This is a genomic window from Pseudomonas sp. EZ-C24 (assembly GCF_014525325.1).
GTDB classification, from domain to species: Bacteria; Pseudomonadota; Gammaproteobacteria; order Pseudomonadales; family Pseudomonadaceae; genus Aquipseudomonas; species Aquipseudomonas shirazensis.
Map to the genome: position 1 here is coordinate 104,053 of NZ_JACDIU010000032.1, position 22,580 is coordinate 126,632.

General features: G+C 63.0%; 22 protein-coding genes. 7 read left to right on the top strand and 15 right to left on the bottom strand.

The window, feature by feature from the left end; translation table 11 throughout:
• Positions 1–2 precede the first annotated feature (2 nt).
• From dapF to IDM28_RS22010, 4 genes are read left to right on the top strand one after another with little or no spacing between them, the layout of a single operon-like run.
• A complete protein-coding gene (gene dapF, locus IDM28_RS21995) occupies positions 3–833 on the top strand; it encodes a diaminopimelate epimerase (RefSeq protein WP_101322640.1) in 831 nt (276 codons plus the stop codon).
• 13 nt (positions 834–846) lie between these two features.
• Positions 847–1,557, top strand: a complete 711-nt coding sequence (locus IDM28_RS22000) for a DUF484 family protein (RefSeq protein WP_101322641.1) — start codon at positions 847–849, stop codon at positions 1,555–1,557.
• Positions 1,557–2,456: a tyrosine recombinase XerC gene (gene xerC, locus IDM28_RS22005; protein ID WP_101322642.1), complete on the top strand. Its 900-nt coding sequence runs from the start codon at positions 1,557–1,559 to the stop codon at positions 2,454–2,456. The genes IDM28_RS22000 and xerC overlap by 1 nt, the downstream gene beginning before the upstream one ends.
• On the top strand, positions 2,453–3,148 hold the full coding sequence (locus tag IDM28_RS22010) for an HAD family hydrolase (protein WP_188036881.1): 696 nt from the start codon (positions 2,453–2,455) through the stop codon (positions 3,146–3,148). The genes xerC and IDM28_RS22010 overlap by 4 nt, the downstream gene beginning before the upstream one ends.
• Before the next feature lie 54 nt (positions 3,149–3,202).
• Here IDM28_RS22010 and sutA read toward each other — a convergent pair whose 3' ends face one another.
• The 3 genes from sutA to glnK all read right to left on the bottom strand — a co-directional run bounded on the left by sutA (position 3,203) and on the right by glnK (position 5,664).
• Positions 3,203–3,526, bottom strand: a complete 324-nt coding sequence (gene sutA / locus IDM28_RS22015; protein ID WP_101322644.1) for a transcriptional regulator SutA — start codon at positions 3,524–3,526, stop codon at positions 3,203–3,205.
• Positions 3,527–3,954: 428 nt separating this feature from the next.
• Positions 3,955–5,277: an ammonium transporter gene (locus tag IDM28_RS22020; protein WP_101322645.1), complete on the bottom strand. Its 1,323-nt coding sequence runs from the start codon at positions 5,275–5,277 to the stop codon at positions 3,955–3,957.
• 48 nt (positions 5,278–5,325) lie between these two features.
• Positions 5,326–5,664 carry a P-II family nitrogen regulator gene (gene glnK, locus IDM28_RS22025; RefSeq protein ID WP_002555808.1) on the bottom strand — a complete coding sequence of 113 codons (339 nt, stop codon included), beginning with the start codon at positions 5,662–5,664 and terminating at the stop codon, positions 5,326–5,328.
• A gap of 404 nt (positions 5,665–6,068) precedes the next feature.
• Here glnK and IDM28_RS22030 point away from each other — a divergent pair, with 404 nt between their 5' ends.
• Together IDM28_RS22030 and IDM28_RS22035 are read left to right on the top strand one after the other, a co-directional pair.
• Positions 6,069–6,368, top strand: a complete 300-nt coding sequence (locus tag IDM28_RS22030; protein ID WP_181109146.1) for an accessory factor UbiK family protein — start codon at positions 6,069–6,071, stop codon at positions 6,366–6,368.
• Positions 6,369–6,477: 109 nt separating this feature from the next.
• A complete protein-coding gene (locus IDM28_RS22035; protein ID WP_188036882.1) occupies positions 6,478–7,965 on the top strand; it encodes a YifB family Mg chelatase-like AAA ATPase in 1,488 nt (495 codons plus the stop codon).
• Between the two features lie 20 nt (positions 7,966–7,985).
• Here IDM28_RS22035 and IDM28_RS22040 read toward each other — a convergent pair whose 3' ends face one another.
• The 6 genes from IDM28_RS22040 to IDM28_RS22065 all read right to left on the bottom strand — a co-directional run bounded on the left by IDM28_RS22040 (position 7,986) and on the right by IDM28_RS22065 (position 13,943).
• Positions 7,986–9,404, bottom strand: a complete 1,419-nt coding sequence (locus tag IDM28_RS22040; RefSeq protein ID WP_188036883.1) for an efflux transporter outer membrane subunit — start codon at positions 9,402–9,404, stop codon at positions 7,986–7,988.
• Positions 9,401–10,276 carry an HlyD family secretion protein gene (locus IDM28_RS22045; protein WP_150571428.1) on the bottom strand — a complete coding sequence of 292 codons (876 nt, stop codon included), beginning with the start codon at positions 10,274–10,276 and terminating at the stop codon, positions 9,401–9,403. The genes IDM28_RS22040 and IDM28_RS22045 overlap by 4 nt, the downstream gene beginning before the upstream one ends.
• Positions 10,273–10,485 (bottom strand): DUF1656 domain-containing protein, encoded by a 213-nt coding sequence (locus IDM28_RS22050; protein ID WP_101322650.1) that lies wholly within the window; start codon positions 10,483–10,485, stop codon positions 10,273–10,275. Before IDM28_RS22050 ends, IDM28_RS22045 begins: the two co-directional genes overlap by 4 nt.
• A complete protein-coding gene (locus IDM28_RS22055) occupies positions 10,482–12,569 on the bottom strand; it encodes an FUSC family protein (RefSeq protein ID WP_188036884.1) in 2,088 nt (695 codons plus the stop codon). The genes IDM28_RS22050 and IDM28_RS22055 overlap by 4 nt, the downstream gene beginning before the upstream one ends.
• Complete coding sequence (locus IDM28_RS22060) at positions 12,566–13,018, bottom strand: MarR family winged helix-turn-helix transcriptional regulator (RefSeq protein ID WP_101322652.1); 453 nt, start codon at positions 13,016–13,018, stop codon at positions 12,566–12,568. The genes IDM28_RS22055 and IDM28_RS22060 overlap by 4 nt, the downstream gene beginning before the upstream one ends.
• Positions 13,019–13,130: 112 nt before the next feature.
• On the bottom strand, positions 13,131–13,943 hold the full coding sequence (locus IDM28_RS22065) for a tetratricopeptide repeat protein (protein ID WP_188036885.1): 813 nt from the start codon (positions 13,941–13,943) through the stop codon (positions 13,131–13,133).
• Between the two features lie 205 nt (positions 13,944–14,148).
• Between IDM28_RS22065 and IDM28_RS22070 the strand changes: the two genes are divergently transcribed.
• Positions 14,149–14,706 carry a WYL domain-containing protein gene (locus IDM28_RS22070; RefSeq protein ID WP_101322654.1) on the top strand — a complete coding sequence of 186 codons (558 nt, stop codon included), beginning with the start codon at positions 14,149–14,151 and terminating at the stop codon, positions 14,704–14,706.
• A gap of 22 nt (positions 14,707–14,728) precedes the next feature.
• Here IDM28_RS22070 and IDM28_RS22075 read toward each other — a convergent pair whose 3' ends face one another.
• From IDM28_RS22075 to IDM28_RS22100, 6 genes are all read right to left on the bottom strand, one after another.
• On the bottom strand, positions 14,729–15,592 hold the full coding sequence (locus tag IDM28_RS22075; RefSeq protein WP_188036886.1) for an ABC transporter permease: 864 nt from the start codon (positions 15,590–15,592) through the stop codon (positions 14,729–14,731).
• Between the two features lie 13 nt (positions 15,593–15,605).
• Entirely contained in the window at positions 15,606–16,469 is an 864-nt protein-coding gene (locus IDM28_RS22080) for an ABC transporter ATP-binding protein (protein WP_188036887.1), read from the bottom strand.
• 6 nt (positions 16,470–16,475) lie between these two features.
• A complete protein-coding gene (locus IDM28_RS22085; RefSeq protein WP_150573223.1) occupies positions 16,476–17,495 on the bottom strand; it encodes an ABC transporter substrate-binding protein in 1,020 nt (339 codons plus the stop codon).
• 18 nt (positions 17,496–17,513) lie between these two features.
• The gene (locus tag IDM28_RS22090; RefSeq protein WP_410524691.1) at positions 17,514–18,413 is read right to left on the bottom strand and encodes a TauD/TfdA dioxygenase family protein; all 900 of its coding nucleotides are present in this window, start codon (positions 18,411–18,413) and stop codon (positions 17,514–17,516) included.
• 183 nt (positions 18,414–18,596) lie between these two features.
• On the bottom strand, positions 18,597–18,938 hold the full coding sequence (locus tag IDM28_RS22095) for a tryptophan synthase subunit beta (protein ID WP_101323136.1): 342 nt from the start codon (positions 18,936–18,938) through the stop codon (positions 18,597–18,599).
• 166 nt (positions 18,939–19,104) lie between these two features.
• On the bottom strand, positions 19,105–22,580 hold a 3,476-nt coding region (locus IDM28_RS22100; RefSeq protein ID WP_188036888.1), incomplete at its 5' end, for a type I secretion C-terminal target domain-containing protein.

The following is a 22,580-nucleotide window of genomic DNA, read 5'->3' on the forward strand; positions in this document are numbered from 1 at the left end:
CCATGCTGCTGCGTTTTACCAAAATGCACGGCCTGGGCAACGACTTCATGGTCCTCGACCTGGTCAGCCAGCACGCGCACATCCAGCCCAAGCACGCCAAGCAATGGGGTGATCGGCACACCGGTATCGGTTTCGACCAGTTGCTGATCGTCGAAGCACCGAACAATCCGGACGTGGACTTCCGCTACCGGATCTTCAATGCCGATGGCTCCGAGGTCGAGCAGTGCGGCAACGGTGCGCGCTGCTTTGCGCGCTTCGTGCTGGACAAGCGTCTGACCGCGAAAAAGCTCATCCGCGTCGAAACCAAAGGCGGCATCATCGAGCTGGACGTGCGCAACGACGGCCAGATCTGCGTGGACATGGGCCCGCCGCGGCTGGACCCGGAGCAGATCCCGTTCCAGGCTGCCGAGCAGGCGCTGAGCTACGCGCTGGAAGTCGACGGCCAGAACTACTCGATTGCCGCCGTTTCGATGGGCAACCCTCACTCCGTGCTGCGCGTCGACGATGTCCTGACCGCACCGGTGCACGAGCTGGGGCCGAAGATCGAACACCACCCGCGCTTCCCGCAGCGGGTCAACGCCGGCTTTATCCAGATTGTCGACCGCCACCGCGCCAACCTGCGAGTATGGGAACGTGGCGCCGGTGAAACCCAAGCCTGCGGTACCGGCGCCTGCGCCGCTGCCGTGGCCGCTATCAGCCAGGGCTGGATGGATTCGCCCGTGTCCATCGACCTGCCAGGCGGGCGCCTGAGCATCGAGTGGGCAGGCCCCGGCCAACCGGTATTGATGACCGGCCCTGCCGTGCGCGTCTATGAAGGACAGGTTCGCCTCTAACCGAGTAAGCGCCATGACCGATCAGCCACAGGTTTTACCCGAACAGGCCACCGACCTCGATGCCGAGGCGGTGGTTGCCTACCTGCGTGCGCACCCGGCGTTTTTTGCCGAGCACGACGAACTGCTGCTCGAACAGCAGATCCCGCACCAGCGCGGCGACAGCGTGTCGCTGGTGGAGCGCCAGCTGAAGCTGTTGCGCGACCGCAATATCGAGATGCGCCATCGCTTGTCGCAACTGATGGACGTCGCCCGCGACAACGACCGGCTGTTCGACAAGACCCGCCGGCTGATCCTCGACCTGCTCGATGCCAGCAGCCTGGAAGAAGTGGTGATGGCCGTCGAAGACAGCCTGCGCCAGGAATTCAAAGTGCCCTTCGTCAGCCTGATCCTGTTTGGTGAAAATGCCACACCGGTCGGCCGCTGGGTCAGCAATGCCGAGGCGCAACAGGCCATCGGCGCCCTGCTGGGCAGCGGCAAGACGGTCAGCGGCAACCTGCGTGAGCACGAGCTGGCGTTCCTGTTTGGCGAAGAGCAACGCAAGGACGTCGGCTCCAGCGCGGTGGCCACCCTGGAATATCAGGGCCTGCATGGCGTGCTGGCGATCGGCAGCCACGACCCGCAGCACTACAAGAGCAGCGTCGGTACGTTGTTCCTCAGCTACATCGCTGAAGTGCTTGGCCGGGTGGTTCCACGGCTCACCCAGACCCTGCGACCGGTGCGCTGATGGAGCGCCAGCTGGAGGCTTATTGCGCGCATCTGCGCAATGAGCGCCAGGTATCGCCGCACACCCAGCAAGCGTACCGTCGCGACCTGGAGAAAGTCCTCGAATACTGCGGTGCCCAAGGCATTACCAACTGGGGCGCATTGCACATCCAGCAACTGCGCCAGTTGGTTGCCCGCCAGCATCATCACGGGCAGTCCTCGCGCAGCATCGCCCGGCTGCTCTCGGCGGTGCGCGGGCTGTACCGCTACCTGAACCGCGAAGGTCTCTGCGAGCACGACCCGGCCAATGGCCTGGCGCCGCCCAAGGGCGAGCGCCGCCTGCCCAAGGCGTTGGATGCCGACCGCGCTTTGCAACTGCTGGACGGTGGCGTCGACGACGACTTCATTGCCCGCCGCGACCAGGCCATTCTCGAGCTGTTCTATTCCTCTGGTTTGCGCTTGTCCGAGCTGACCAACCTCGATCTCGAGCACCTCGACCTCGCCGACGGCCTGGTGCAGGTGCAGGGCAAGGGCAGCAAGACCCGCGTGCTGCCGGTCGGCCGCAAGGCCCGCGAGGCGCTGCAGGAGTGGCTCAAGCTACGCGGCATCAGCGCGCCGCAGGACAACGCGGTGTTTGTCAGCCGCCAGGGCCGGCGACTCGGCCCGCGGGCCATTCAGTTACGGGTCAAGGCGGCCGGCGAGCGCGAGCTGGGCCAGCACCTGCACCCGCACATGCTTCGCCATTCCTTCGCCAGCCATATGCTGGAATCGTCCCAGGATCTGCGGGCGGTGCAGGAGATGCTCGGCCATGCCGACATCAGCACCACGCAGATCTATACCCACCTGGACTTCCAGCACCTGGCAGCGGTCTACGACAGCGCCCATCCCCGGGCCAAACGCAGCAAGGGCAACGACTCATGAGCATCCAGCTGATCACCTTCGACCTCGACGATACCTTGTGGGACACCGCGCCAGTGATCCTCAGCGCCGAGACCGTGCTGCGCGACTGGCTCGAAGCCAACGCCCCGCGCCTGGGCGGCGTGGCAGTCGAGCACCTGTATGCCATTCGTGAACGCCTGGTGCAAGCCGAGCCCGGCCTGAAGCACCGCATCAGCGCCCTGCGTCGGCGCGTACTCAACCACGCCCTGCGTGACGTCGGCTACAGCGACCAGCAAGCGCAGCAATTGGCCAACGAAGGCTTCGAGGTGTTTTTGCACGCGCGTCATCAGGTCGAGGTGTTCCCTGAAGTGCAGCCGGTGCTGGAGATCCTGCGCCAGCGCTACACCCTGGGTGTGGTCACCAATGGCAACGCCGACGTCGCCCGCATTGGCCTGGCCGATTACTTCAAGTTTGCCCTGTGCGCCGAGGACCTTGGCATCGGCAAGCCGGACCCGGCGCCGTTTCTTGAGGCCTTGAAGCGCGGTGATGCGCCGGCTGAAGCCGCAGTGCACGTTGGCGATCACCCTGGCGACGATATCGCCGGGGCCCAGCGGGCCGGCCTGCGCGCGGTATGGTTCAACCCGCAGGGTAAGGCCTGGACCGGCGATAAAGCGCCTGATGCGCAGATTCAGCGGCTGTCGCAGCTGCCTGACGTACTCGCCCGCTGGCGCTGAACAGCAGCCACAAAAAAGCCCGCAGCGACGGCGGGCTTTTTTGCAGACAACCACTCAGATAGGGCGGCTGCCGTACTTGTTGTCGGGCTTCTTGGGCGGATCGGCGACCACATTGGCCTCCACTTCCTGCACCTTGCCACCGCGATTCAAGAACTCTTCCATGGCACGGGCCAGGGCGTCGCGCTCTTTCTGCTTGGCCTCCATGCTCGGCATGTCGTCTACCGTCACGGCAGCCTTGGACTTGCCTTTGGCAGCAGGTACCGGGGTGTCGTCGCCAGCGTCTTCGACGCCGTCATCGGCAGCAGCCTCAAGACCTTCATCAGCCTCGTCTTCGTCGCCTACTTCGAGGTCGTCAGTTTCCAGATCGTCGTCGCTCATGTTCTACCTCATGGCTTGCGAAAAGCAGGTTGGTTATAGACCAGTGTTGCCGTAGACCGGCAGCCACCAGTGAAAATTCAACTGGCCGTGGGTTTGGCCACTGCCCTTGAGCATGCGCTGCTGGATGAGCAGCGCTACCCTGCAGGCCCTGCTGCTGGCAGAGCCTGACGAAATCCCTGAGCCGGTGCTGGCCATACGATATTGGCAAGCCTAGCAAAGGCTGGAAGAAGCGCGAGATTAACTCTTCAGCACTCTCCGGCGCGCATTCTAGCGTGCTCGCAGAAAAAGCAAAGCTCCATAAACGCACTGCAGGTTGTAAGTTTTTGGCATCCGTCGCGAACGTAACGGATAAACCGTTTGCTCTGCACGAAACTGCGAAATTCAGACAAAAAAATGCCCGGCGAACCGGGCAATTTTTTTCGTCGTGATTACAGGTTGTAGCCACGCTCGTTGTGTTGCGCCAGGTCGAGGCCGACCGACTCTTCTTCTTCGGTGACCCGCAGGCCCATCACCATATCCAGCACCTTGAGGATGATGTAGGTGACGATAGCGGTGTAGACCACGGTGAAGATCACGCCCTTGGCCTGAATCCAGAACTGCGCGCCGATGTCGTCCACCGCGCCGAAGCCGCCCAGAGCCGGTGCCGCGAAGATACCGGTGAGCAAGGCGCCGACGATGCCGCCGATACCGTGTACACCGAATGCATCCAGCGAGTCGTCATAGCCCAGCTTGCGCTTGAGGCTGGTGGCGCAGAAGTAGCAGATCACACCCGAGGCCAGGCCGATCACCAGAGCGCCCATCGGGCCCACGGTGCCGGCTGCCGGAGTAATTGCCACCAGGCCTGCCACTACACCCGAAGCGATGCCCAGTGCGCTTGGTTTGCCGTGGAAGATCCACTCGGCGAACATCCAGCCCAGCGCCGCAGCGGCGGTGGCGATCTGGGTGACCAGCATGGCCATGCCGGCGGTGCCGTTGGCAGCTGCGGCGGAGCCTGCGTTGAAGCCGAACCAGCCGATCCACAGCATGGCTGCGCCGATCAGGGTGTAGCCCAGGTTGTGCGGTGCCATTGGCGTGGTTGGGTAGCCTTTACGCTTGCCCAGCACCAGGCAGCAGACCAGGCCCGCGATACCGGCGTTGATGTGCACCACGGTGCCACCAGCGAAGTCGAGTACGCCCCAGTCCCACATCAGTGCGCCGTCGCCGCTCCAGACCATGTGCGCGATAGGCGCATAGACCAGGGTGAACCACACTGCCATGAAGATCAGCATCGCCGAAAACTTCATCCGCTCGGCGAAGGCACCGACGATCAGCGCGGGAGTGATGATGGCGAAGGTCATCTGGAAGGTGATGAACACTGCTTCCGGGAAGGCCGCCGTCAGGCTGGCTGGGGTCACGCCGTTGAGGAAGGCTTTGGAGAAGCCGCCCACGAACGAGCTGAAGTTGAGCACGCCTTTTTCCATACCGGTGGTATCGAAGGCCAGGCTATAGCCGTACACCATCCACAGGATGCTGATCAGGCCGGTGATGGCGAAGCACTGCATCATCACCGAAAGCACGTTCTTGGAGCGGACCATGCCGCCGTAGAACAGGGCCAGACCTGGAATGGTCATGAACAGTACCAACGCCGTCGCAGTGAGCATCCATGCGGTGTCGCCGGAGTTCAGCGTAGGGACAGCTTCCTCGGCCAGCGCGAGGCCTGGCATTGCGAGGGACAATAGGGCGCCTAGCCCTGCGATCTGACGCAGAGTCATGTTGTTTTCTCCTGGGGCGTTGGGTTTGGTGAGGCTTTGTTGTGTCGCTTAGATCGCGTCGGTATCGGTTTCGCCGGTACGGATGCGGATCGCCTGCTCCAGATTGACTACGAAAATCTTGCCATCACCGATCTTGCCGGTGTTGGCGGCCTTGGTGATGGCCTCGATTACCCGGTCCAGATCCTTGTCGTCGATGGCAACGTCGATCTTCACTTTGGGCAGGAAGTCGACCACGTATTCAGCACCGCGATACAGCTCGGTGTGGCCCTTCTGCCGACCGAAGCCTTTGACTTCAGTGACGGTGATGCCCTGCACGCCGATTTCCGACAGCGACTCGCGAACGTCGTCCAGTTTGAACGGCTTGATGATGGCAGTGACTAGCTTCATGAAACTCTCCCGATTTGGTGGACTTGCCCCAGGAAAACAAACCCGTCTCAAGTCTAAGCGCAGTGCTCGGCTTTGTAACGCATCGTTGGCATGGCTCGGCGTCGATCTCGCAAGTGACGCTGAACAAACGCCTCGCGGCGCGGCCTGCGCACTGCCTGGTCACAAGGACCCGCATCAGTGCATGGCTCGTGAAGGTCATTGCAGAAACCTTGCCAAAACCTGGAAATGCTCGGGAAACAGCGAGTTGCGTGGAATGTTCAGATTGGGCCAGTCGCCATCAGTGAAAACCTGCACGGTTTTGGTGCGCAGGTTATCTCCTGAATGCGCGAAAAGCGTGCGGCAAAGGGCCTTTATACCGCCGTGCTACACTTGGGCTCTTTTTTTGATCAAGCGGACGGCCCACCATGCTCGCGCCCAAAGCATTTCTAGACGCCCTCAGCGACCAGGCCTCGCGCCTGTTCAACGGTGACACTGCCCAGCCCCGCGCTGAACTGGAAAGCCAGTTCAAGGTGCTCATGCAGGGTGCTTTCAGCAAGCTCGACCTGGTCAGCCGGGAAGAATTCGACAGCCAGATGGTCGTGCTTGCACGCACCCGTGCGCGGCTTGAGGCGCTGGAGAAGCAGGTTGCTGAGCTGGATGCACGGATGAGTGCAGCGCCAGCGGCGCAGGCGGCTGAACCGGCGGCGGATCAAGCGGCTTCCTAAAGCCCCCTGCAAAACCCCGAAGCACTCTTCCCAGAGCAGCCACCCAACACCCCGCTACGCTGATGACGTGCCGCAGGACGCGGCGTTCATCAGCGATCACGGAGTGTCCATGTCCCTCGCCCTTGTTCACAGCCGCGCCCAGGTCGGCGTCGAGGCGCCTGCCGTCAGTGTCGAGACCCATCTCGCCAATGGCTTGCCCACGCTGACGCTGGTCGGCCTGCCGGAAACCACCGTCAAAGAGAGCAAGGACCGGGTGCGCAGCGCCATCGTCAACTCGGGCCTGAACTACCCCGCCAGGCGCATTACCCAGAGCCTCGCCCCTGCCGACCTGCCCAAGGACGGCGGGCGCTACGACCTGGCCATTGCCCTGGGCATTCTGGCGGCCGATGCGCAGGTGCCGGTTGCCCAGCTGAGCGAGATTGAGTGCCTGGGCGAGTTGGCCTTGTCCGGTGCCGTGCGGGCGGTGCAGGGGGTCCTGCCTGCAGCGCTGGCGGCACGCGATGCCGGCCGGGCACTGGTGGTGCCGCGGGACAATGCCGAGGAGGCGAGCCTGGCCAGTGGATTGGTGGTGTATGCGGTTGCCCATCTACAGGAGCTGGTCGCCCACCTCAACGGCCAGGTGCCGTTGGCGCCTTACGCGGCCAATGGGTTGGTGCTGCAGAGCAAGCCTTACCCGGATTTGAGCGAAGTGCAGGGCCAGGTGGCGGCCAAACGGGCGCTGCTGCTGGCGGCGGCGGGTGCCCACAATCTGCTGTTCACCGGCCCGCCAGGCACCGGCAAGACCTTGCTTGCGAGCCGCCTGCCTGGCTTGCTGCCGCCGCTGGATGAGCATGAGGCGCTGGAGGTGGCGGCGATTCAATCGGTGAGCGGGCGCACGCCGTTGAGCAGTTGGCCGCAGCGGCCGTTCCGACATCCGCATCACTCGGCCTCCGGGCCGGCCCTGGTCGGTGGCGGCAGTCGGCCACAGCCGGGGGAGATCACCCTCGCCCACCACGGTGTGCTGTTTCTTGATGAACTACCGGAGTTCGAGCGGCGCGTACTGGAGGTGTTGCGCGAGCCACTGGAGAGCGGCGAGATCGTGGTGGCGCGGGCCAAGGACAAAGTGCGCTTCCCTGCCCGCTTTCAGTTGGTGGCAGCGATGAACCCGTGCCCCTGCGGCTATCTGGGCGACCCCACCGGCCGCTGTCGCTGCAGCACCGAACTGATCCAGCGTTACCGCAACAAGCTGTCTGGGCCGCTACTCGATCGGATTGACCTGCACCTGACCGTGGCGCGGGAAAGCACGGTGCTGACCAACCAGCCCAGCGGCGAAACCAGTGCCGGCGTCGCTGCTGTGGTGGCCGAGGCCCGCGAGCGCCAACAACGCCGGCAGGGCTGTGCCAATGCGTTTCTCGACCTCAATGGCCTGCGCCGTTATTGCGGTTTGAGTGCAGAGGACCAGAGCTGGCTGGAGAACGCCTGCGAGCGCCTGACCTTGTCGCTGCGCGCGGCCCATCGGCTGCTCAAGGTAGCGCGGACCTTGGCTGATCTGGAGCAGTTGGACAGCATAGGCCGCGCCCATCTGGCTGAGGCGTTGCAGTACCGGCCAGGTTCGTAGATCAGCTCAGCGTGCCGGCATCACTTGCCGGCTGGGTCTTTCCAGCCACCACCCAACGCCAGAAACACGCTGATCTGCCCCATCGCCACCTGGCTGTTGGCCGCGGCCAGCTGCCCGCGCATGTCGGTGTAGGTGCGGGTCGCCTGCAGGTCCGCCAGGAACGACTCGCGCCCGGCCTGGAAGTAGCGGTGAGTCTGCTCGGCCGCTTGCTGGGCCGAACGTTCGGCCTCGGCCAACGCATCACGGCGGTCGAGCAGTGCGCTGTACTGCGCCAGCCGGGTCTGGGTTTCGCGGATGGCGTTGAGGACCACGCCGTCGAAATGGGCCAGGGCTGCTTGCGTAGAGGCCTCGGCCTCGCGAATGCGAGCACGGGTGCCGTTGGTGGGGATGGTCCAGCTGACCAGCGGGCCAAAGCCCCAGCGGTTGGTAGACGGCTCGCCGAGGTTGTCGAGGATGCCGATGGTGCCGACCTGAGCGCCGATGCTGATGTTCGGATACAGCGCACCTGTAGCGACACCGATGCTCGCTGTAGCGGCTGCCAACTGACGTTCTGCCTGGCGCACGTCAGGCCGGCGTTTGAGCAGTGCAGCGCCATCACCCACCGGGATCAACTGGCCCAGATGCGGCAGCTCGGCGCAGTCGGCAGTGCCTGCCGGCAGTTGCTCGACCGGTTTCGCCAGCAGCGCCGCCAGGGTGTACAGGCCGGTCTCGCGTTCAGCCTGAAAACGCGGCAACTCAGCGCTCAACGACTTGAGCTGGGTTTGCGAGCGAGTGACCTGGGTTTCATCACCACGGCCGGCATCACGCAGGCGCTGGGTCAGTTGCACGCCTTGCTGTTGCAGGTCCAGCGACTGGCGAGCGATGTGCAGCTCTTCGTTGGCCGAGCACACCTGCGTGTAAGCCTTGACCACGTCGGCCACCAAAGTGATGCGGGCAGTGTCGGCGGCGGCCTGGACGGCGTCGGCGTTGGCCTGGGCGGCTTCGGTGCCGCGCTTGAAGGTGCCCCACAGGTCGAACTGGTAGGAAGCGCTGATGATCGCTTCGCCGATGTTTGCGACCGGGACTTTTTCCGGTTGCAGGAAGGCTTCGCCAGACTCCTGCAGGCGTTGCGCAGCAAGCTTGCCGGAACCCCCAAAGCCGCCCTGCGATTCAGCGACCTCAAGCTGGGCGCGGGCCTTGGCGATGTTGGCTGCCGCCACGCGCAGTTCGCTGTTGCTGGCCAGGGCCTGGCGTACCAGCTGGTTCAGACGCGGGTCCTGGTACAGCTGCCACCAGTCCTCCGGCACCGGTGCCGAGACCACGCTGTCGGCGTCCTGGCGCAGGGCGCCGTTGAGGTCGCTGCGCTGGACCGCAGCGTCCTCTGGTACCTGATAGTCGGGGCCGACCATCTGGCAGGCGCCGAGTGACAGGCTCAGGCCAAGCAGCAACAGGCGTTTCATGGGCGCTGGCCCTCGAGGATAGTCACTGTGGCCGTGCGCCCGGCGATCATGCGGAAGTCGGCTGGCACCTGATCGAAGGCAATCCGCACCGGGATGCGCTGGGCCAGGCGTACCCAGCTGAACGCCGGGTTGACGTTGGGCAGCAGGTTGGCGCCGCTGCTACGGTCACGGTCTTCGATGCCGGCGGCAAAGCTTTCGACGTGGCCACGCAGGCGGGTGTCGTCACCCATCACGCGGATGTCGACGGCATCGCCGATATGGATGCCGCCGAGCTTGGTCTCTTCGAAATAACCATCGACGTGGTACGAGCCGCTATCGACCACCGACAGCACTGCACGGCCGGCGGTAACGAACTCATGGGCACGCGGGGCGCGGTCGTTGAGGTAGCCGTCGACCGGGCTGCGCACTACCGAGCGATCAAGGTTGAGTTGCGCGCTGTCGACCGCGACCTGAGCCTGATTGACCGCCGAGCGGGCGCGGGCTTCGCGCGATTGGCTTTCTTCCAGTTGCTCAGCCGCGACCAGATTGCCCAGCTTTTTATTGCGCCGGGTTTCGCGGGTGGCCTGGGCGAGGGTTTCCTGACGCTCGCTCAGGGTCGCCTGGGCGTGGCGCAGGGCCAGGCTGAAGCGGTCCTGGTCGATGCTGAAGAGCACGTCGCCGCGCTTGATCACCTGGTTGTCGCGCACCTCGACGCGCTGGATCAGCCCGGACACATCGGGAGCGATCTGGATCACATCGGCGCGGATGTGGCCGTCGCGGGTCCACGGGGCGAACATGTAGTACACCACCATCTGCCAGATCAGCACGGCGGCAAAGGTCACTACCAGCAGGGTCAGGACCACACGGCCCAAGGTCAACAAAGGTTTTTTCATGGCAGCATCAGGCTTCGGCAAAAGTGGTCTACCGCGCCAAGCAGCACGGCATACAGGGCAACGTTGAACAACGCCCGGTGCCAGACCAGGCGGTAGAAATGCAGGCGCACCAGCACAGCGTGCACGCCAAGAAACAGCAGGTAGGTGCCGATCATCATCACCAGTAGCGTGGGCAGGAACACCCCGCTGATATCCAGTTCACCAATCACAGCGGGGCTCCATCGATGCCATCAGGCAGTTGCGCGGGGGCACTGGGCTCAAGCATCACCTCGACACCCGGCAGCAAGGCCAGGCGCAGGCCGCTCAAGGCGTGCAGCAAATGCACGCGGGCATCGCCACGGTCGTGCAGATCGTCCAGCGCCAGGCTTTGCCGGGCACGTTCCATGTTGCGCAGCAGGGCTGGCGGCGCATGCAGGCGTTCGCCGGCGCGCAGGCACTGGGCGTAGTGGGCGCCGACTTCTTCGATCACCGTTTGCAGCGCCTCGCGTGCTTGCAGGCCAGTCCGCGGCAGGTAGGCCTGTAAGTCCAGCAGGTTCAGGCCTACGCGCAGGTCACGCAGGGCCACGCCGCTGTCCTGGCCAGTCTGCGACAGCCGCGGCAGGTGTTGCATGAGGCGGTCGAGCATCTGCACACCGACTTTGCGCTGCTCAGCTAGCGGCGCTGGCTGGGTGATTTCGACGATGTCGCGCCAGGCAAAACGGGTCAGCCGTTTGGCCGCCAGCTCGACGCCGAACGGGCGCATCAGCAAGGTCCAGATAAACGCGAACAGCAAGCCCACCGGGCCTGCCAGGTTGGCATTGAGGAAGGTGAAGAAGTCGGCATCGTAGGCACCCTGGATGCTGACAAAGGTCGCGGTGTTGACGATGGTCAGCAAGGTGCCGAGGTAGAAGCGCGGCTGCACGGTGAGGGTGCCGACGCAGATGAACGGCACGGCGAAGGCCAGCACCAGCATCGGGAAGTCGTGCAGGTTGGGCAGGACCAGGAACAAGTACAGGCTGGAGAAGATCACCGACAGCATAGTCCAGAAGAAGAACCGGTAGATCTGCGGCGCGGGGTCGTCCATGGCGGCGAAGAAGCTGCAGGCGACCGCGGCGAGGATCACTGCGCTGGCGCCGTCGTGCCAGCCCAGGCCAATCCACAATGCGCAGGCGACGATGATCGCTGTAACCGTAGAGAACACCGAGTAGAGCATCAGCCCACGGTCGAAAAACGGCGTCAGGCGGCCCAGCCGCCAATGCCGGTAGACCGCCCGCCAGGGCGTGGCGTCATCGGTGCGCAAAGCATGTTGCAGGGCACAGCAGTCCTGCCACAGGTCGACCCATTCGGTCAGTCGGTAAAGCGCGTTGGAGAGCAGCAGTTCGGGCCGCTGATCGAGCGCGGCAGCGCTTGGTTGCCGAGATTCGAGTTTGTCTCTGAGGGTGCGCCAGCGCAGCACCGAAGCATCCTCGGCGCTGCCTTGCAGCCAATCGCGAGCATCGGCCAGCAGCGGCTGAATCAGGTTGAACTGCGCTGGCGCGCGGCCTTCGAGGGCGCGCAGGGCGTCGTCGAGGGCATCAATGACCGGCAGCAGGTGGATCATCCGGCCACGCAGTTCGCGGGCATTCTTCAAGGTATGCGGGCCGGCGCCTTCGTGACCGAGCTGGCCGATCATCAGCTCGAGGCTGTTGAAGGTGGCAACCATCGAGGCGCGCAGGGCGGCGACATTGTCGACCGCGACATCACGGGCCAGGTAGCTGTCGCTGTAGCGGATCGCTTCGGCGAACCAATTGCCGGTAGAACCGACCACCACCGGCGCCAGCCGCCGCGGCCAGAAGATCGCGCCCACCACCGCTGCGCAAACGATGCCCAGGCAGATCTCCTGGGCCCGCGACGAGGCGACGTCGAACACCGCCAGCGGGTCGTCGACTACCGCCAGAGCAATCATCGGCAAGGTATAGCCCGCTAGCATCAGCACGTAGTTGTTGGCGGTGCGCAGGTTCAGCGAGAGGAACAGCAAGGTCCCTGTCCACAGGGCGATGGCCCCCGACAGCAAAAACGGCGACTGTACCAGCGGCGGTACCAGCAGGATCGCCCCGCCTGCGCCGAGCAGCGTGCCGAGGGCGCGGTACAGGGCCTTGGAGCTGGTGGGGCCAACGAAAGGGCTGGAGACGATGTACACCGTAGCCATCGCCCAGTACGGGCGCGGCAGCTGCATCAGCAGGGCGATGTACAGGGCGATCATCGACGCGGCAAAGGTGCGCACGCCGTAGAACCAGTCGCGGGCGGGCGGCATCGAGCTGAAGAAGCCGTTCATGCCAGGCCCTCAATGGGCCCTTGAGCGGCGGCTTCGAAGGCCCGGATCACTCGCAGCGAGGCCTCCAGATCAGCCTGGCTGATGCCCTTGAGGATGTCACGCCGCAGACGCACCAGCTCGCCTTCGATCGACTCGGCGAGTACCCGGCCCTCGGCAGACAGGCTCAGCGCCTTGGCCCGGCGATCGAGCGGGTCTTCACTGCGACAGACCAGCCCGGCTCGGCACAGCTGGTCGAGCAGGCGCACCAATGACGGGCTCTCCAGCCCGGCAGCGTTGGCCACCGCAACCTGATGCACACCATCGCCCAGGCGCACGATCATCAGCAGCGGCACCGCGCAGGCTTCGGAAATACCATAGCTGGTCAGGGCTGTATGGCAGATACGCCGCCAGTGGCGTGCGCCAACCACCATGCCGCTGCTGACTTGCAGGTGCAGTGAATCGAGTGTCATGGAGTAACCGGAAATATATTCATAGTTTGCTAACTATCAATATACGCCCTGCCCCACCCCCCGCGTCAACCGCCGGCGATGAGCTGCGAGGATGAAAGGTTATTCATGCACTTCAGCGCTGAACCTGGTCTTCAAGCTTCATGGTCAAGGCCAGGTTGCTGCCCATCTGGATCGCCTGATCACGCCAACCCTTGTAGCGGGCCATGTTGCGGCTGCTGAAATGCACCGCCAGCTCTTCTGCTGCCTGCATCACCCCGGCGGCTGCCGCCAGCTCCAGCCAGTACAGGGCGGCCTTGATATCGGCCTCGACATACAACCCATGCAGAAAACGATGGCCGACCTCAAACCGACAGCGTGCCTCGCCCAGTTTGGCCCCGCGCATGAACCAGCGCAGCGCCTCGACCGGGTCAACCATCCATTCCTGCTCAGCGTCGCAGATTTCCTCTTCGAACAGGTCGCCCAACGCTGCGGCAGCGTGCAGCAGGCCGCCCTCGAATGCCTGGCGATAGCATTCGGCGGCTTGCTCGTAACACACCGCCACGCCTTTGCCGAAGTAGTGCTGCTGGCCAAGATTGAACCAGGCGGCAGCATTGCCCTGCAGCGCGGCCATGCGCAGCAGATGCCCAGCCAGGACCGTATCTGCCAGCCAGTACTTGCCGTTGAGCCAGATCCAGCCAAGGTCGTTCAGTGCAGCGATGTTGCCCGCCAGCGCGAGCCGGCGCAGGTCGGCATACACCGCCTGCAGGTCGACGGCTTCATCCAGGCGATTGACCAGGCCAGGGCGCTCGCCCAACTGCCCGCAGTAGCTGGGTAGACCGACACCGGTGAACAGCTGCTGACGCTGGCGCGGAGGAATCGGCACAGGGATTATCCGCGCCGGTAAAAGACGCGCGAGCAGCGAATGGATATTGCTGGCAGCAGACATGTTCATCCTCATTGAACGCTTCACAACCCAACCACAGCCGTGGTGAGGCGTGATAATGCGGCATGCTACGACGAAACCTGTCGCGAACGATCCGAACCCAGGCAACCAAATGCAGGTTCATTGATCTGAGCGAGGTGTGGCTAATTGCCATGCGCGCCCTGTGCCGCCATTCTGGTGCGGCAAGCCTAGACAAGGACGTTTACCTTTGCCGTTCGCCACTACTCGCGCCACCCTCAGCCGTCAATGGGCCCTGCTACGTCAGCTGCCTAGCCGCTCGCCCGGCATTACCAGCGCCGAGTTGGTCTGGGGGTTGCGTGACGTCGGCTTTATCGTCAGCAAGCGCACGGTCGAGCGCGATCTCAACGAGCTTGCGTTGATCTTCCCGCTTGAGCGCAATGACAAGAGCATCCCGTTTGGCTGGCACTGGTCAGCGGCAGCGGTAAGCGAGCTGCGCGGCAATTTCGATTTGCAAGCGTACCTGCGCGGGGATGCGCTGCAGCCGGTGCAGGGTGATGGCATTGAGCTGCAGGCGTGGATCAGCGATCTGCTCGCTCGGCAGTTGCGTGACGCGCCGTTGACCCCGGACATGCAGTTGACCGCGCTGGAACACGGCCACCGCCTGCGCGCGACGGTCAGCGACGGCTGGCCGCTGCGCTGGTGGCTGCTGAGTCAGGGCGACAGCCTGGTGGTCGAGCTGCCGCAGTCACTGCGTGAGGAAATCGGGCGTACCTTGAGCAGCGCTGCGGCTCAATATCAGGACTGAGCCACAGCGCCCGGCGCAGCCCTTAGCGTTGCATCCCCCAGCGACGCACGGTAACGCGCTCCAGCGTGTTGAACACCAGCCCCTCGACCAGCAAGCCGATCAAGATCACCACCGCCAGCCCGGCAAACACCTTGTCGGTGTACAGCTCGTTGCGGTTCTGGAAAATATACCAACCCAATCCGCCCTTGCCGCTGCTGGCGCCGAATACCAGCTCGGCAGCGATCAGCGTGCGCCAGGCGAACGCCCAGCCAATCTTCAAGCCAGACAGGATCGACGGCAGCGCTGCGGGCACGAGGATGTGCACGACCAGGCGCAGGCCGCGCAGGCTGTAGTTGCGCCCGGCCATGCGCAGGGTTTCGGATACCCCCATGAAGCCTGCGTAGGTGTTGAGAGCCAGTGCCCACAGTACCGAGTGCACCAGCACGAAGATCAGGCTGTTGTCGCCCAGGCCGAACCACAGCAGGGCCAATGGCAGCAGAGCGATTGCCGGCAGCGGGTTGAACATCGAGGTCAGGCTGCTGAGCAGGTCGCGGCCAAACTGGGTCGATACGGCGAGGCTGGTCAGGCCGAAGGCCAGCACGATGCCCAACAGATAGCCCTTGAGCAGTACCACCAACGAGACGCCGACCTTTTCAGGCAGTTCGCCGCTGAGCAGAGAATCCCACAGTGCCGCAGCCGTCTGCAGGAAGCTGGGCAGCAGCAGGTCGTTGTCGGTATAGCGCGCAGCCAGCTCCCAGGCGACTGCCAGCACCAGCAGAATCACTGTCTTGCGCAGCCAGCCTTGCTGCCACAAGCGTTGGCTTAACGGTAACTGCCTTTGCAGCGGCACACTGAGCAAAGGCTCCAGCTGCACTTCGTATTCCTGGCGAACAGGTGTCGTGGTCATGCCCTGTCTCCCCTCAGTAGGCGATGCGAATGTCGTTGAAGCCCAGCTCGGCGCTGTGTTCAGGCTCTGATACCTCGTCGAACAGCAGCCGGTGAATACGCCTGGCACTGGCCTGGAAGTCGCTGGCGCCCAGGCTGCCCAGGTGGTACTGGTGGCTGTGCACCTCAGCGCGAACTCGCCCTGGATGCGGCGACAACAGCAGAATGCGGTTGCCTACAATCAGTGCTTCTTCGATCGAATGGGTGACGAACAAGAGGGTGAAACGCACCTCGTCCCACAACAGCAGCAGCTCTTCCTGCATCTTGCGTCGGGTGAGGGCATCGAGTGCAGCGAACGGCTCGTCCATCAACAGAATCTTCGGCTGGGTTGCCAGCGCACGGGCAATCGCCACCCGCGCCTTCATGCCTCCCGAGAGTGTGTGCGGGTAGGCATCGGCAAACGCAGCCAGGCCAACTTTGTCCAGGTAGTGCAAAGCCCGCTGCTCGGCCTCGTTGCGTTTGAGCTGACCGGATACCAGCAGCGGGAACATGACGTTCTGCTTCACCGTCTTCCAGGGTGGCAGTTGGTCAAACTCCTGAAACACCACGATGCGATCAGCACCTGGTCCGCGCACCACTTCGCCCTGCAGACGGATCTGTCCTTCGCTGGGTTCGATAAAGCCGGCAACTGCCTTGAGCAAGGTCGACTTGCCGCAGCCGGAGGGCCCAAGCAGAACGAAACGATCCGCCTGGTCGACCTCGAAACTGACATGGTGGGTGGCGCGCACTACCTGCTGCGCGGTGCGGTATTCAAGGCTCACGTTATTCACAGTCAGCAATGCCGGCGTAGCGACATGGCTCAGCTTGCTGGCCGCGTGGCCTGGCAATTGGGCGGTCATTGGCGATCAGCTCCCCTGCAGAGGACGAGCGTCCTCGAAGAAATAGTCCTGCCAGGATGCGGGCTTGTTCTTGATCGCGCCGACCCGGTAGAGGAATTCGGCCAACGGGTAGGTGTTTTTCGGTGTGATGGTGAATTCGTACTGCGGGTTGTCGATCAGCCGGATCAGCGCGTCGCGGTCGATCTTGGCCTTGGTCACGCGGATGTAGGTATCGGCTGCGGCCGCCTTGTCGTGCTGAGCAAAATCAGCCGCTTCGGCAAGTGCGGCGACAAAGGCTTTGTAGGTTTTCGGGTTGTCGTTGCGGAATTTTTCGGTGGCAAACAGCAGGGTCGGCGAGTTGGGACCCAGCAAGTCATAGCTGTTGAGGACAATGTGCACGTTCTTGTTGGCCAGCACCTGGTCCTGGAACGGCGGGTTGGAGAAATGCCCGTTCAGTTCGGTGCCGCCAGCCAGCAGGGCTGCGGTGGCATCGGGATGCGGTACCGCGAGGGTGTATTTGTCGAGGCGGTTGTATTCCTTGTCACCCCACTGCTTGGCGGCGGCGTACTGGAGGAAACGCGACTGCACCGAGACGCCCACGGCAGGTACCGCGATGCGGTCTTTCTCGGACAGGTCGGCAATGGTTTTCACATTCGGGTTGCTGCTGACCAGGTAGTACGGGAAGTTGCCCAGCGACGCCACGGCCTTGACGTTCTGCCGGCCTTTGGTCCGATCCCAGACGGTCAGCAGTGGGCCGACGCCGGCGCCGGCGATATCCACCGAGCCGGACAACAATGCGTCGTTGATCGCCGCCCCCCCTGATAACTGTGCCCAGTCGACCTTGATGTCGAGGCCTTCTTCCTTGCCGTGCTTTTCGATCAGTTGCTGGTCACGCACTACGTTGAGCAGCAGATAGACGATACCGAACTGCTCGGCGATGCGAATCTTGCCTTCGGCATGTGCCGCGACCGGCGCTGCCAGGGTGCCAACGGCCAGGGTCGCGCCCAAGGTGATGCTTGCCGCCAGGCGGCTGATGGATTTGCGCATGGTGAATTCTCTCGGTCGTCAGAACGGGGCATCGCCCTGGATGGTGGTGCGGAAAAGTTTGCGCCGCAGGTGTGCTGGGCAGCCGGCGGCCAGATGGATCAGCGAGCGGTTGTCCCAGAACACCAGATCATGCGGCTGCCACTGATGGCGGTAGATGTTCTGCTCAAGAACACTCAGGGCGTACAGCTGCTGCAGCACATCACGGCTCTCGTCTGCCGGCAGGCCAACGATGCGGGTGGTGAAGCCTTCGCTGACGAACAGCGCCTTGCGGTGGTTTTCCGGATGGGTGCGTACAACCGGGTGGATCACCTCCTGAACCTGCGCGAGCTGCTCGGCAGTAAGGGTCGGGCGCCAGTTGCCTTCAAACTTGGTCTCGGCATAGCGCGCTGTATACGAATGCGCGGCATCACGGCCGGAGATGACCTTGCGCAGGGCATCGGGCACGGCGTCCCAGGCTTTGTGCATATCAGCGAACAGGGTATCGCCGCCTTCGCTGGGCAACTCCTGGGCGTGCAGCATCGAACCGAGGCTGGGCAGCGCTTTATAGGAAAGATCGGAGTGCCAGAATTTACCCGCATCGCCCAAGCCAACGTTCTGGCCGTTTTCGACAATGTTGGAAACGATCAGTATCTCTGGATGACCCGGCAGCAGAAACTGTTTGAGCACATGGATCTGCAGCTCGCCGAAGCGGCGGCTGAACGCAATCTGTTGTTCGGGGGCGATGCGCTGGTCACGGAAAACCAGCACGTGATGGTCGAGGTGAGCGCGATGGATACGCTGGAAGTCTTCGCTGTTGACCGGCTGAGCCAGGTTCAGGCCGATGACTTCGGCACCGACTGCGCCGGCAAATGGACGAACCTCGAAGGGTTGCGAGGGTGCGCTGTCGTTGCTCGACAAGGCGCTGGAGACGGCTGGCATGTGTCACTCCCACATAGTGCGCGATGCAAAAGGCGCGCAACGATCAGAAACGCACGGGGGACTCCCGTGTGGATTCACATCGTGCGGCGCGCCGATTGGTCGGCAGGTACGCAGTGGAGTGACTATAAAGTCATAAGAACATTATTTTAAATACCGTTAGTGCATATACATATGAACGGCTGCTCAGATCAAACCACCTTCAGGCTCTTCTTCGATCAGGTTACTCAATCCACCCAATGCACGCCGTGCGCTGGAGCGGCTGAGCAACTTGGCCTGAGCGCCGGCCGGCAGGTCGGTAATGCTCAGCACGCCTTTGTTGGTCAGCACTTCGATCAAGTCCTCGAGCACCCGGATCATGTCCAGATCGCTCTGTTTGAGCTGGTTGAGGCTGTTGCCGACAACATCGTCGGCCAGCCAATGCAGGACCTCGACGTGGTCACCCGGCAGGGTTTCGGTATGGCCTTCAAAAGCCTTGGCGTCGACCCGCGACAGGCGCCCATCGGCGTCGCGCTGCACGTAATACAGGCTGTGATCCGTTGTCACGGTGAATCCTTCTGGTTGCGATAGAGGCAGGATAACGCTTGAGGTAGCCCAACACGACTCCGGCCTCGTTGCAGGCAAGCTGCGACGAGGCCGGAATCAAATCAGTGCACAACGCCAGCTGCAGTTGCCTGCTGCTGGCGGGTGAACATCAGCCGTTGTGGTTGTCGACCTTGATCAGCGGATCGGCACCGCTGATCAGCGAGTTGATGGTGCTGTTCGACCAGTTGACGCCTTGCACGGTGATAGTGGTATCGACGTGATTGGTGCCATCTTGAACGTTGAGCTTGCCATCGCTGCTGATCTGCAGAACGGTGTCACCTTGCACGGTGGTCATCTTCAGATAGTTGTCGATGGTGCTGCCCTTCTCGCCCTGGAGCAGTTCGCTGAGGTCGATGCGGTCGCCTTCGGAAGCCTTGAAGTCGGTGATCACATCGTTGCCGGTGTGGCCCGCTTTCCAGACGAACAGGTCGGCACCGCTGCCGCCGGTGAGGATGTCGTTTCCCTTGCCGCCGATCAGCGTGTCGTTGCCGGCACCGCCGAAGATGTTGTCGTTACCGTCGCCGCCCAGCAGCGTGTCATTGCCGCTGGTCCACGCCGGTGCCGCCAGGCCAGCTGCGCCTGGGCCGGTACCTTGAATGGTCACGTACAGGTGCGCGGTGTCGGTATCGCCGTCCGGCTGGGTCAGCTTGTAATCGAACTGATCCATGTGGCCGACGCCGTCTTTGCTCGCAGTCGGGGTGTAGGTGTACGAACCGTCTTTGGCGATCACCAGGCTGCCGTACTGACCGTCGACGGTGGTGCCGCCTGTCGGTACATCGACCCAGGCGCCGTTGACCTTGATTGCCAGGGTCGAGACTTCGCCGTCAGTGCCCCACACGTCGTTGCCAGCCACAGTGCCAGTGACAGGGGTGGCAGTCCACTCGACCACGGGTGCGCCAGGTACGGTGACTTTGAAGTCGTCGAAGCTGACCGAGGCATTACCCGTGTAGAAGCTGCTGGTGTCGTCATGCACGCTCAGTTGCACGCGGTACTGGGCGTTCGCTTCCAGCGCATCGGTGGTGATGGTGGAGCTGCCGTTGGCGATCGAGCCGCCTCCGGCCACGGTCCAGTTGACGCCATCGGTGCTCTTGAACAGCGTCCAGGCCGCAGTGTCTTTCTCGGTCGAAAGCCAGTAATTCACTGTCGACAGCGAAGCTACCGCCTTGAACGACATCGTCTCGCCGCCCACCGCTTTGTACAGCGGGGTCAGGATCGAGGCATCGCCGTTGCTATTACCGTTGCGATCCGTCAGCACGAGGGTCGGATTGCTGCCGCTGCTGACACTGGCATCCGCCGTGGTGCCGACCACCGAGCTCACCTGCCAGCGGCCGGTGTCGGCTGCCGGGTTAGGCGTGTCGCGATCAACTGCGTTCTCGAACCGCCACTGGCTCTTCTCGCCGCTTGTGAAGCTGGCCAAGGTAACGTCGGTTGGCGCGCCCATGACCGTTTTCGAGGTCAGTGTGGCGGTCACGTCGTCGTTGCCAGCGATTGGGTCGCTGCGGTCGTTGACAGTCAGGGTCAGCGACGAGGACGCGGTGTTGCCAGCAGCATCCTTGACCGTGAACTTGACCACTGCCGACAGCGAATCGGCCGTGTCGAAGTTGTCCTTGCCCGAGAAGGTGTAACTGCCATCGGACTTGATCACTACCTTGCCGACATTGCCCAGGTCGAGGGTCTTGGAGTCGGTGGCACTGGTGAACGAGTAAGTAACGCCGTTGTACTCAACCGACGTCAGCTTCCAGCCGTTGCTGGCCCAGCCAGCGGTACCGCTGGTGGCGTTGTCGGTGACGTTGCCGGACACCGCGCTGCCGCCAACGCTACCCACCAGCGCCTGAGTCAGGGCGCTGAGCGAGGTATCGACGACCAGCACGTGGTTGTCATTCACACCTTGAGTGATGGAACCGGCGGTTTCACCTGGCTTCCAGCCGATCGGCTCGAGGTAGTTCTTGTCGGTATTGCTCAGCCCGCCGAAGCCCACAGCGAAGGAGTCATTGAAGCCTTTCTGGTCAAGGAAGTTGATCCAGTTGTTTTCATTGGCGCCCTGGCCGCTGGTAGGCGCGCCGTCGGACATGAAGATGTTGACCAGCTTGTTGCCGCCCGGCGGCGGCGCTGTGTAGTTATTGATAACCGTGTTCAGCGCTGTGTTGTAGTAGGTCTGGGTGCCGGCCTTGAGGGCGTCGATGGCCGCGTAGGCGTCATCCAGATTGGTGAACCAGCCGCCGTCTTTACCGGAACTGTGGAAGGTGGCACTGGAGCCGAACGACACGATAAACACCGAATGCACGGTACCGGAGTCGAACAGGTTCTTGACCGCTTCCTTGAGCATCTGCAGGCGCGAGGTATACGGCCCGCTACCATCCGGGTCGCTGCCGCCGTCGCCGTTGCCCTTCGGCCCCATACTGCCCGAGCGGTCGAGGACCAGGACCACATCAGCGCCACCTCCGGTGCCGCTCTCGATGATCGAAGCGCTGCCAGGCGCGGTGATGACCGGGCCTTTGTCGTTGTCGATGATGGTGCCGGTGGCGACGTTCTGGCTGCCCACCGCGAGGTTCTCGAACACCTGATTGGTGTCGCTTACCTGCTTGATGGTGGCGGTCAGCGTCTCGCTGCTTTCGATCTTGGTGTCGTCGAAGGTCTTGACGTTGAACTCGACGCTGCTCTTGCCGCCATTGATGGTCACGCTGGTTGGCAGCGTACCTTCAATGTCGCTGGCATCAGCATTGCCGGACCATTCCAGGTTGACCGAAACCGACTTGCCGGTTGGCACACTGATCGAGTTGCCCGACTTGTCGACCAGCTCGACCTTGTAGGTCAGGTTGCCGCCTTCGTTGACCGAACCGGTACCGACCATGCTGATCTTGGCGTAGACGGTATCGATGGTGTCGGCGATATCGGCAATCGCGGTTGCGCCGGTTTCGATCTTCTCGTAGTTGCCACCGGTGCCGCTGACCACGGTCGCAACCAGCTTGCTGGCGTCCTTGAAGACGTCTTCGGTGTTCGGATTAGGTACGCTCAGCGTGCCTTGGCCTTGGCTGTTGATCGAGACGTTGTAGTTGCTGGCGCCGACTTTGACGACCAGTACCACTGGGTCGCTGCCAGCCTGCGGCGGCTTGCTCATCTGGAAGTTGAAGATGACGTCGGCGTCAGCTTCAGTCGCAGCTTGCGGCGTGATGATTACGCTGACAGGGGATTCGGTGTCAGCAATTTGTGCTGTGCCAGTCGCGCCGGTTTCGATCTTCTCGAAGTTACCGCCGGTGCCACCGGTGACGGTGGCGACCAACTCGCTAGCGTCTTTGTACACGTCTTCGCTGTTCGGGTTCGGGACCTGGATGGAGCCTTTACCGTTGCTGTCGATGTTGACGGTGTAGTCGCTGCTGCCGATGCGCACGTTCAGGACGACTGGCGCACTGCCGGCTTGCGGCTTGTCGCTCAGTTCGAAGTTGAAGGTGACTTTGGCATCAGCTTCGGTGGCCGGAACGCCAGTGACCTTAACGGTGACTGGGGTTTCGGTGTCAGCGATTTGTACTGTGCCGGTCGCGCCGGTCGCGATCTTCTCGAAGTTGCCGCCAGTGCCGCCGGTGACGG

Excerpts from the sequence above, each read along its gene's own strand:
- dapF (WP_101322640.1), top strand. The coding sequence starts at position 3 with ATGCTGCTGCGTTTTACCAAAATGCACGGCCTGGGCAACGACTTCATG.
- IDM28_RS22000 (WP_101322641.1), top strand. The coding sequence starts at position 847 with ATGACCGATCAGCCACAGGTTTTACCCGAACAGGCCACCGACCTCGAT.
- xerC (WP_101322642.1), top strand. The coding sequence starts at position 1,557 with ATGGAGCGCCAGCTGGAGGCTTATTGCGCGCATCTGCGCAATGAGCGC.
- IDM28_RS22010 (WP_188036881.1), top strand. The coding sequence starts at position 2,453 with ATGAGCATCCAGCTGATCACCTTCGACCTCGACGATACCTTGTGGGAC.
- sutA (WP_101322644.1), bottom strand. The coding sequence starts at position 3,526 with ATGAGCGACGACGATCTGGAAACTGACGACCTCGAAGTAGGCGACGAA.
- IDM28_RS22020 (WP_101322645.1), bottom strand. The coding sequence starts at position 5,277 with ATGACTCTGCGTCAGATCGCAGGGCTAGGCGCCCTATTGTCCCTCGCA.
- glnK (WP_002555808.1), bottom strand. The coding sequence starts at position 5,664 with ATGAAGCTAGTCACTGCCATCATCAAGCCGTTCAAACTGGACGACGTT.
- IDM28_RS22030 (WP_181109146.1), top strand. The coding sequence starts at position 6,069 with ATGCTCGCGCCCAAAGCATTTCTAGACGCCCTCAGCGACCAGGCCTCG.
- IDM28_RS22035 (WP_188036882.1), top strand. The coding sequence starts at position 6,478 with ATGTCCCTCGCCCTTGTTCACAGCCGCGCCCAGGTCGGCGTCGAGGCG.
- IDM28_RS22040 (WP_188036883.1), bottom strand. The coding sequence starts at position 9,404 with ATGAAACGCCTGTTGCTGCTTGGCCTGAGCCTGTCACTCGGCGCCTGC.
- IDM28_RS22045 (WP_150571428.1), bottom strand. The coding sequence starts at position 10,276 with ATGAAAAAACCTTTGTTGACCTTGGGCCGTGTGGTCCTGACCCTGCTG.
- IDM28_RS22055 (WP_188036884.1), bottom strand. The coding sequence starts at position 12,569 with ATGAACGGCTTCTTCAGCTCGATGCCGCCCGCCCGCGACTGGTTCTAC.
- IDM28_RS22060 (WP_101322652.1), bottom strand. The coding sequence starts at position 13,018 with ATGACACTCGATTCACTGCACCTGCAAGTCAGCAGCGGCATGGTGGTT.
- IDM28_RS22065 (WP_188036885.1), bottom strand. The coding sequence starts at position 13,943 with ATGTCTGCTGCCAGCAATATCCATTCGCTGCTCGCGCGTCTTTTACCG.
- IDM28_RS22075 (WP_188036886.1), bottom strand. The coding sequence starts at position 15,592 with ATGACCACGACACCTGTTCGCCAGGAATACGAAGTGCAGCTGGAGCCT.
- IDM28_RS22080 (WP_188036887.1), bottom strand. The coding sequence starts at position 16,469 with ATGACCGCCCAATTGCCAGGCCACGCGGCCAGCAAGCTGAGCCATGTC.
- IDM28_RS22085 (WP_150573223.1), bottom strand. The coding sequence starts at position 17,495 with ATGCGCAAATCCATCAGCCGCCTGGCGGCAAGCATCACCTTGGGCGCG.
- IDM28_RS22090 (WP_410524691.1), bottom strand. The coding sequence starts at position 18,413 with ATGCCAGCCGTCTCCAGCGCCTTGTCGAGCAACGACAGCGCACCCTCG.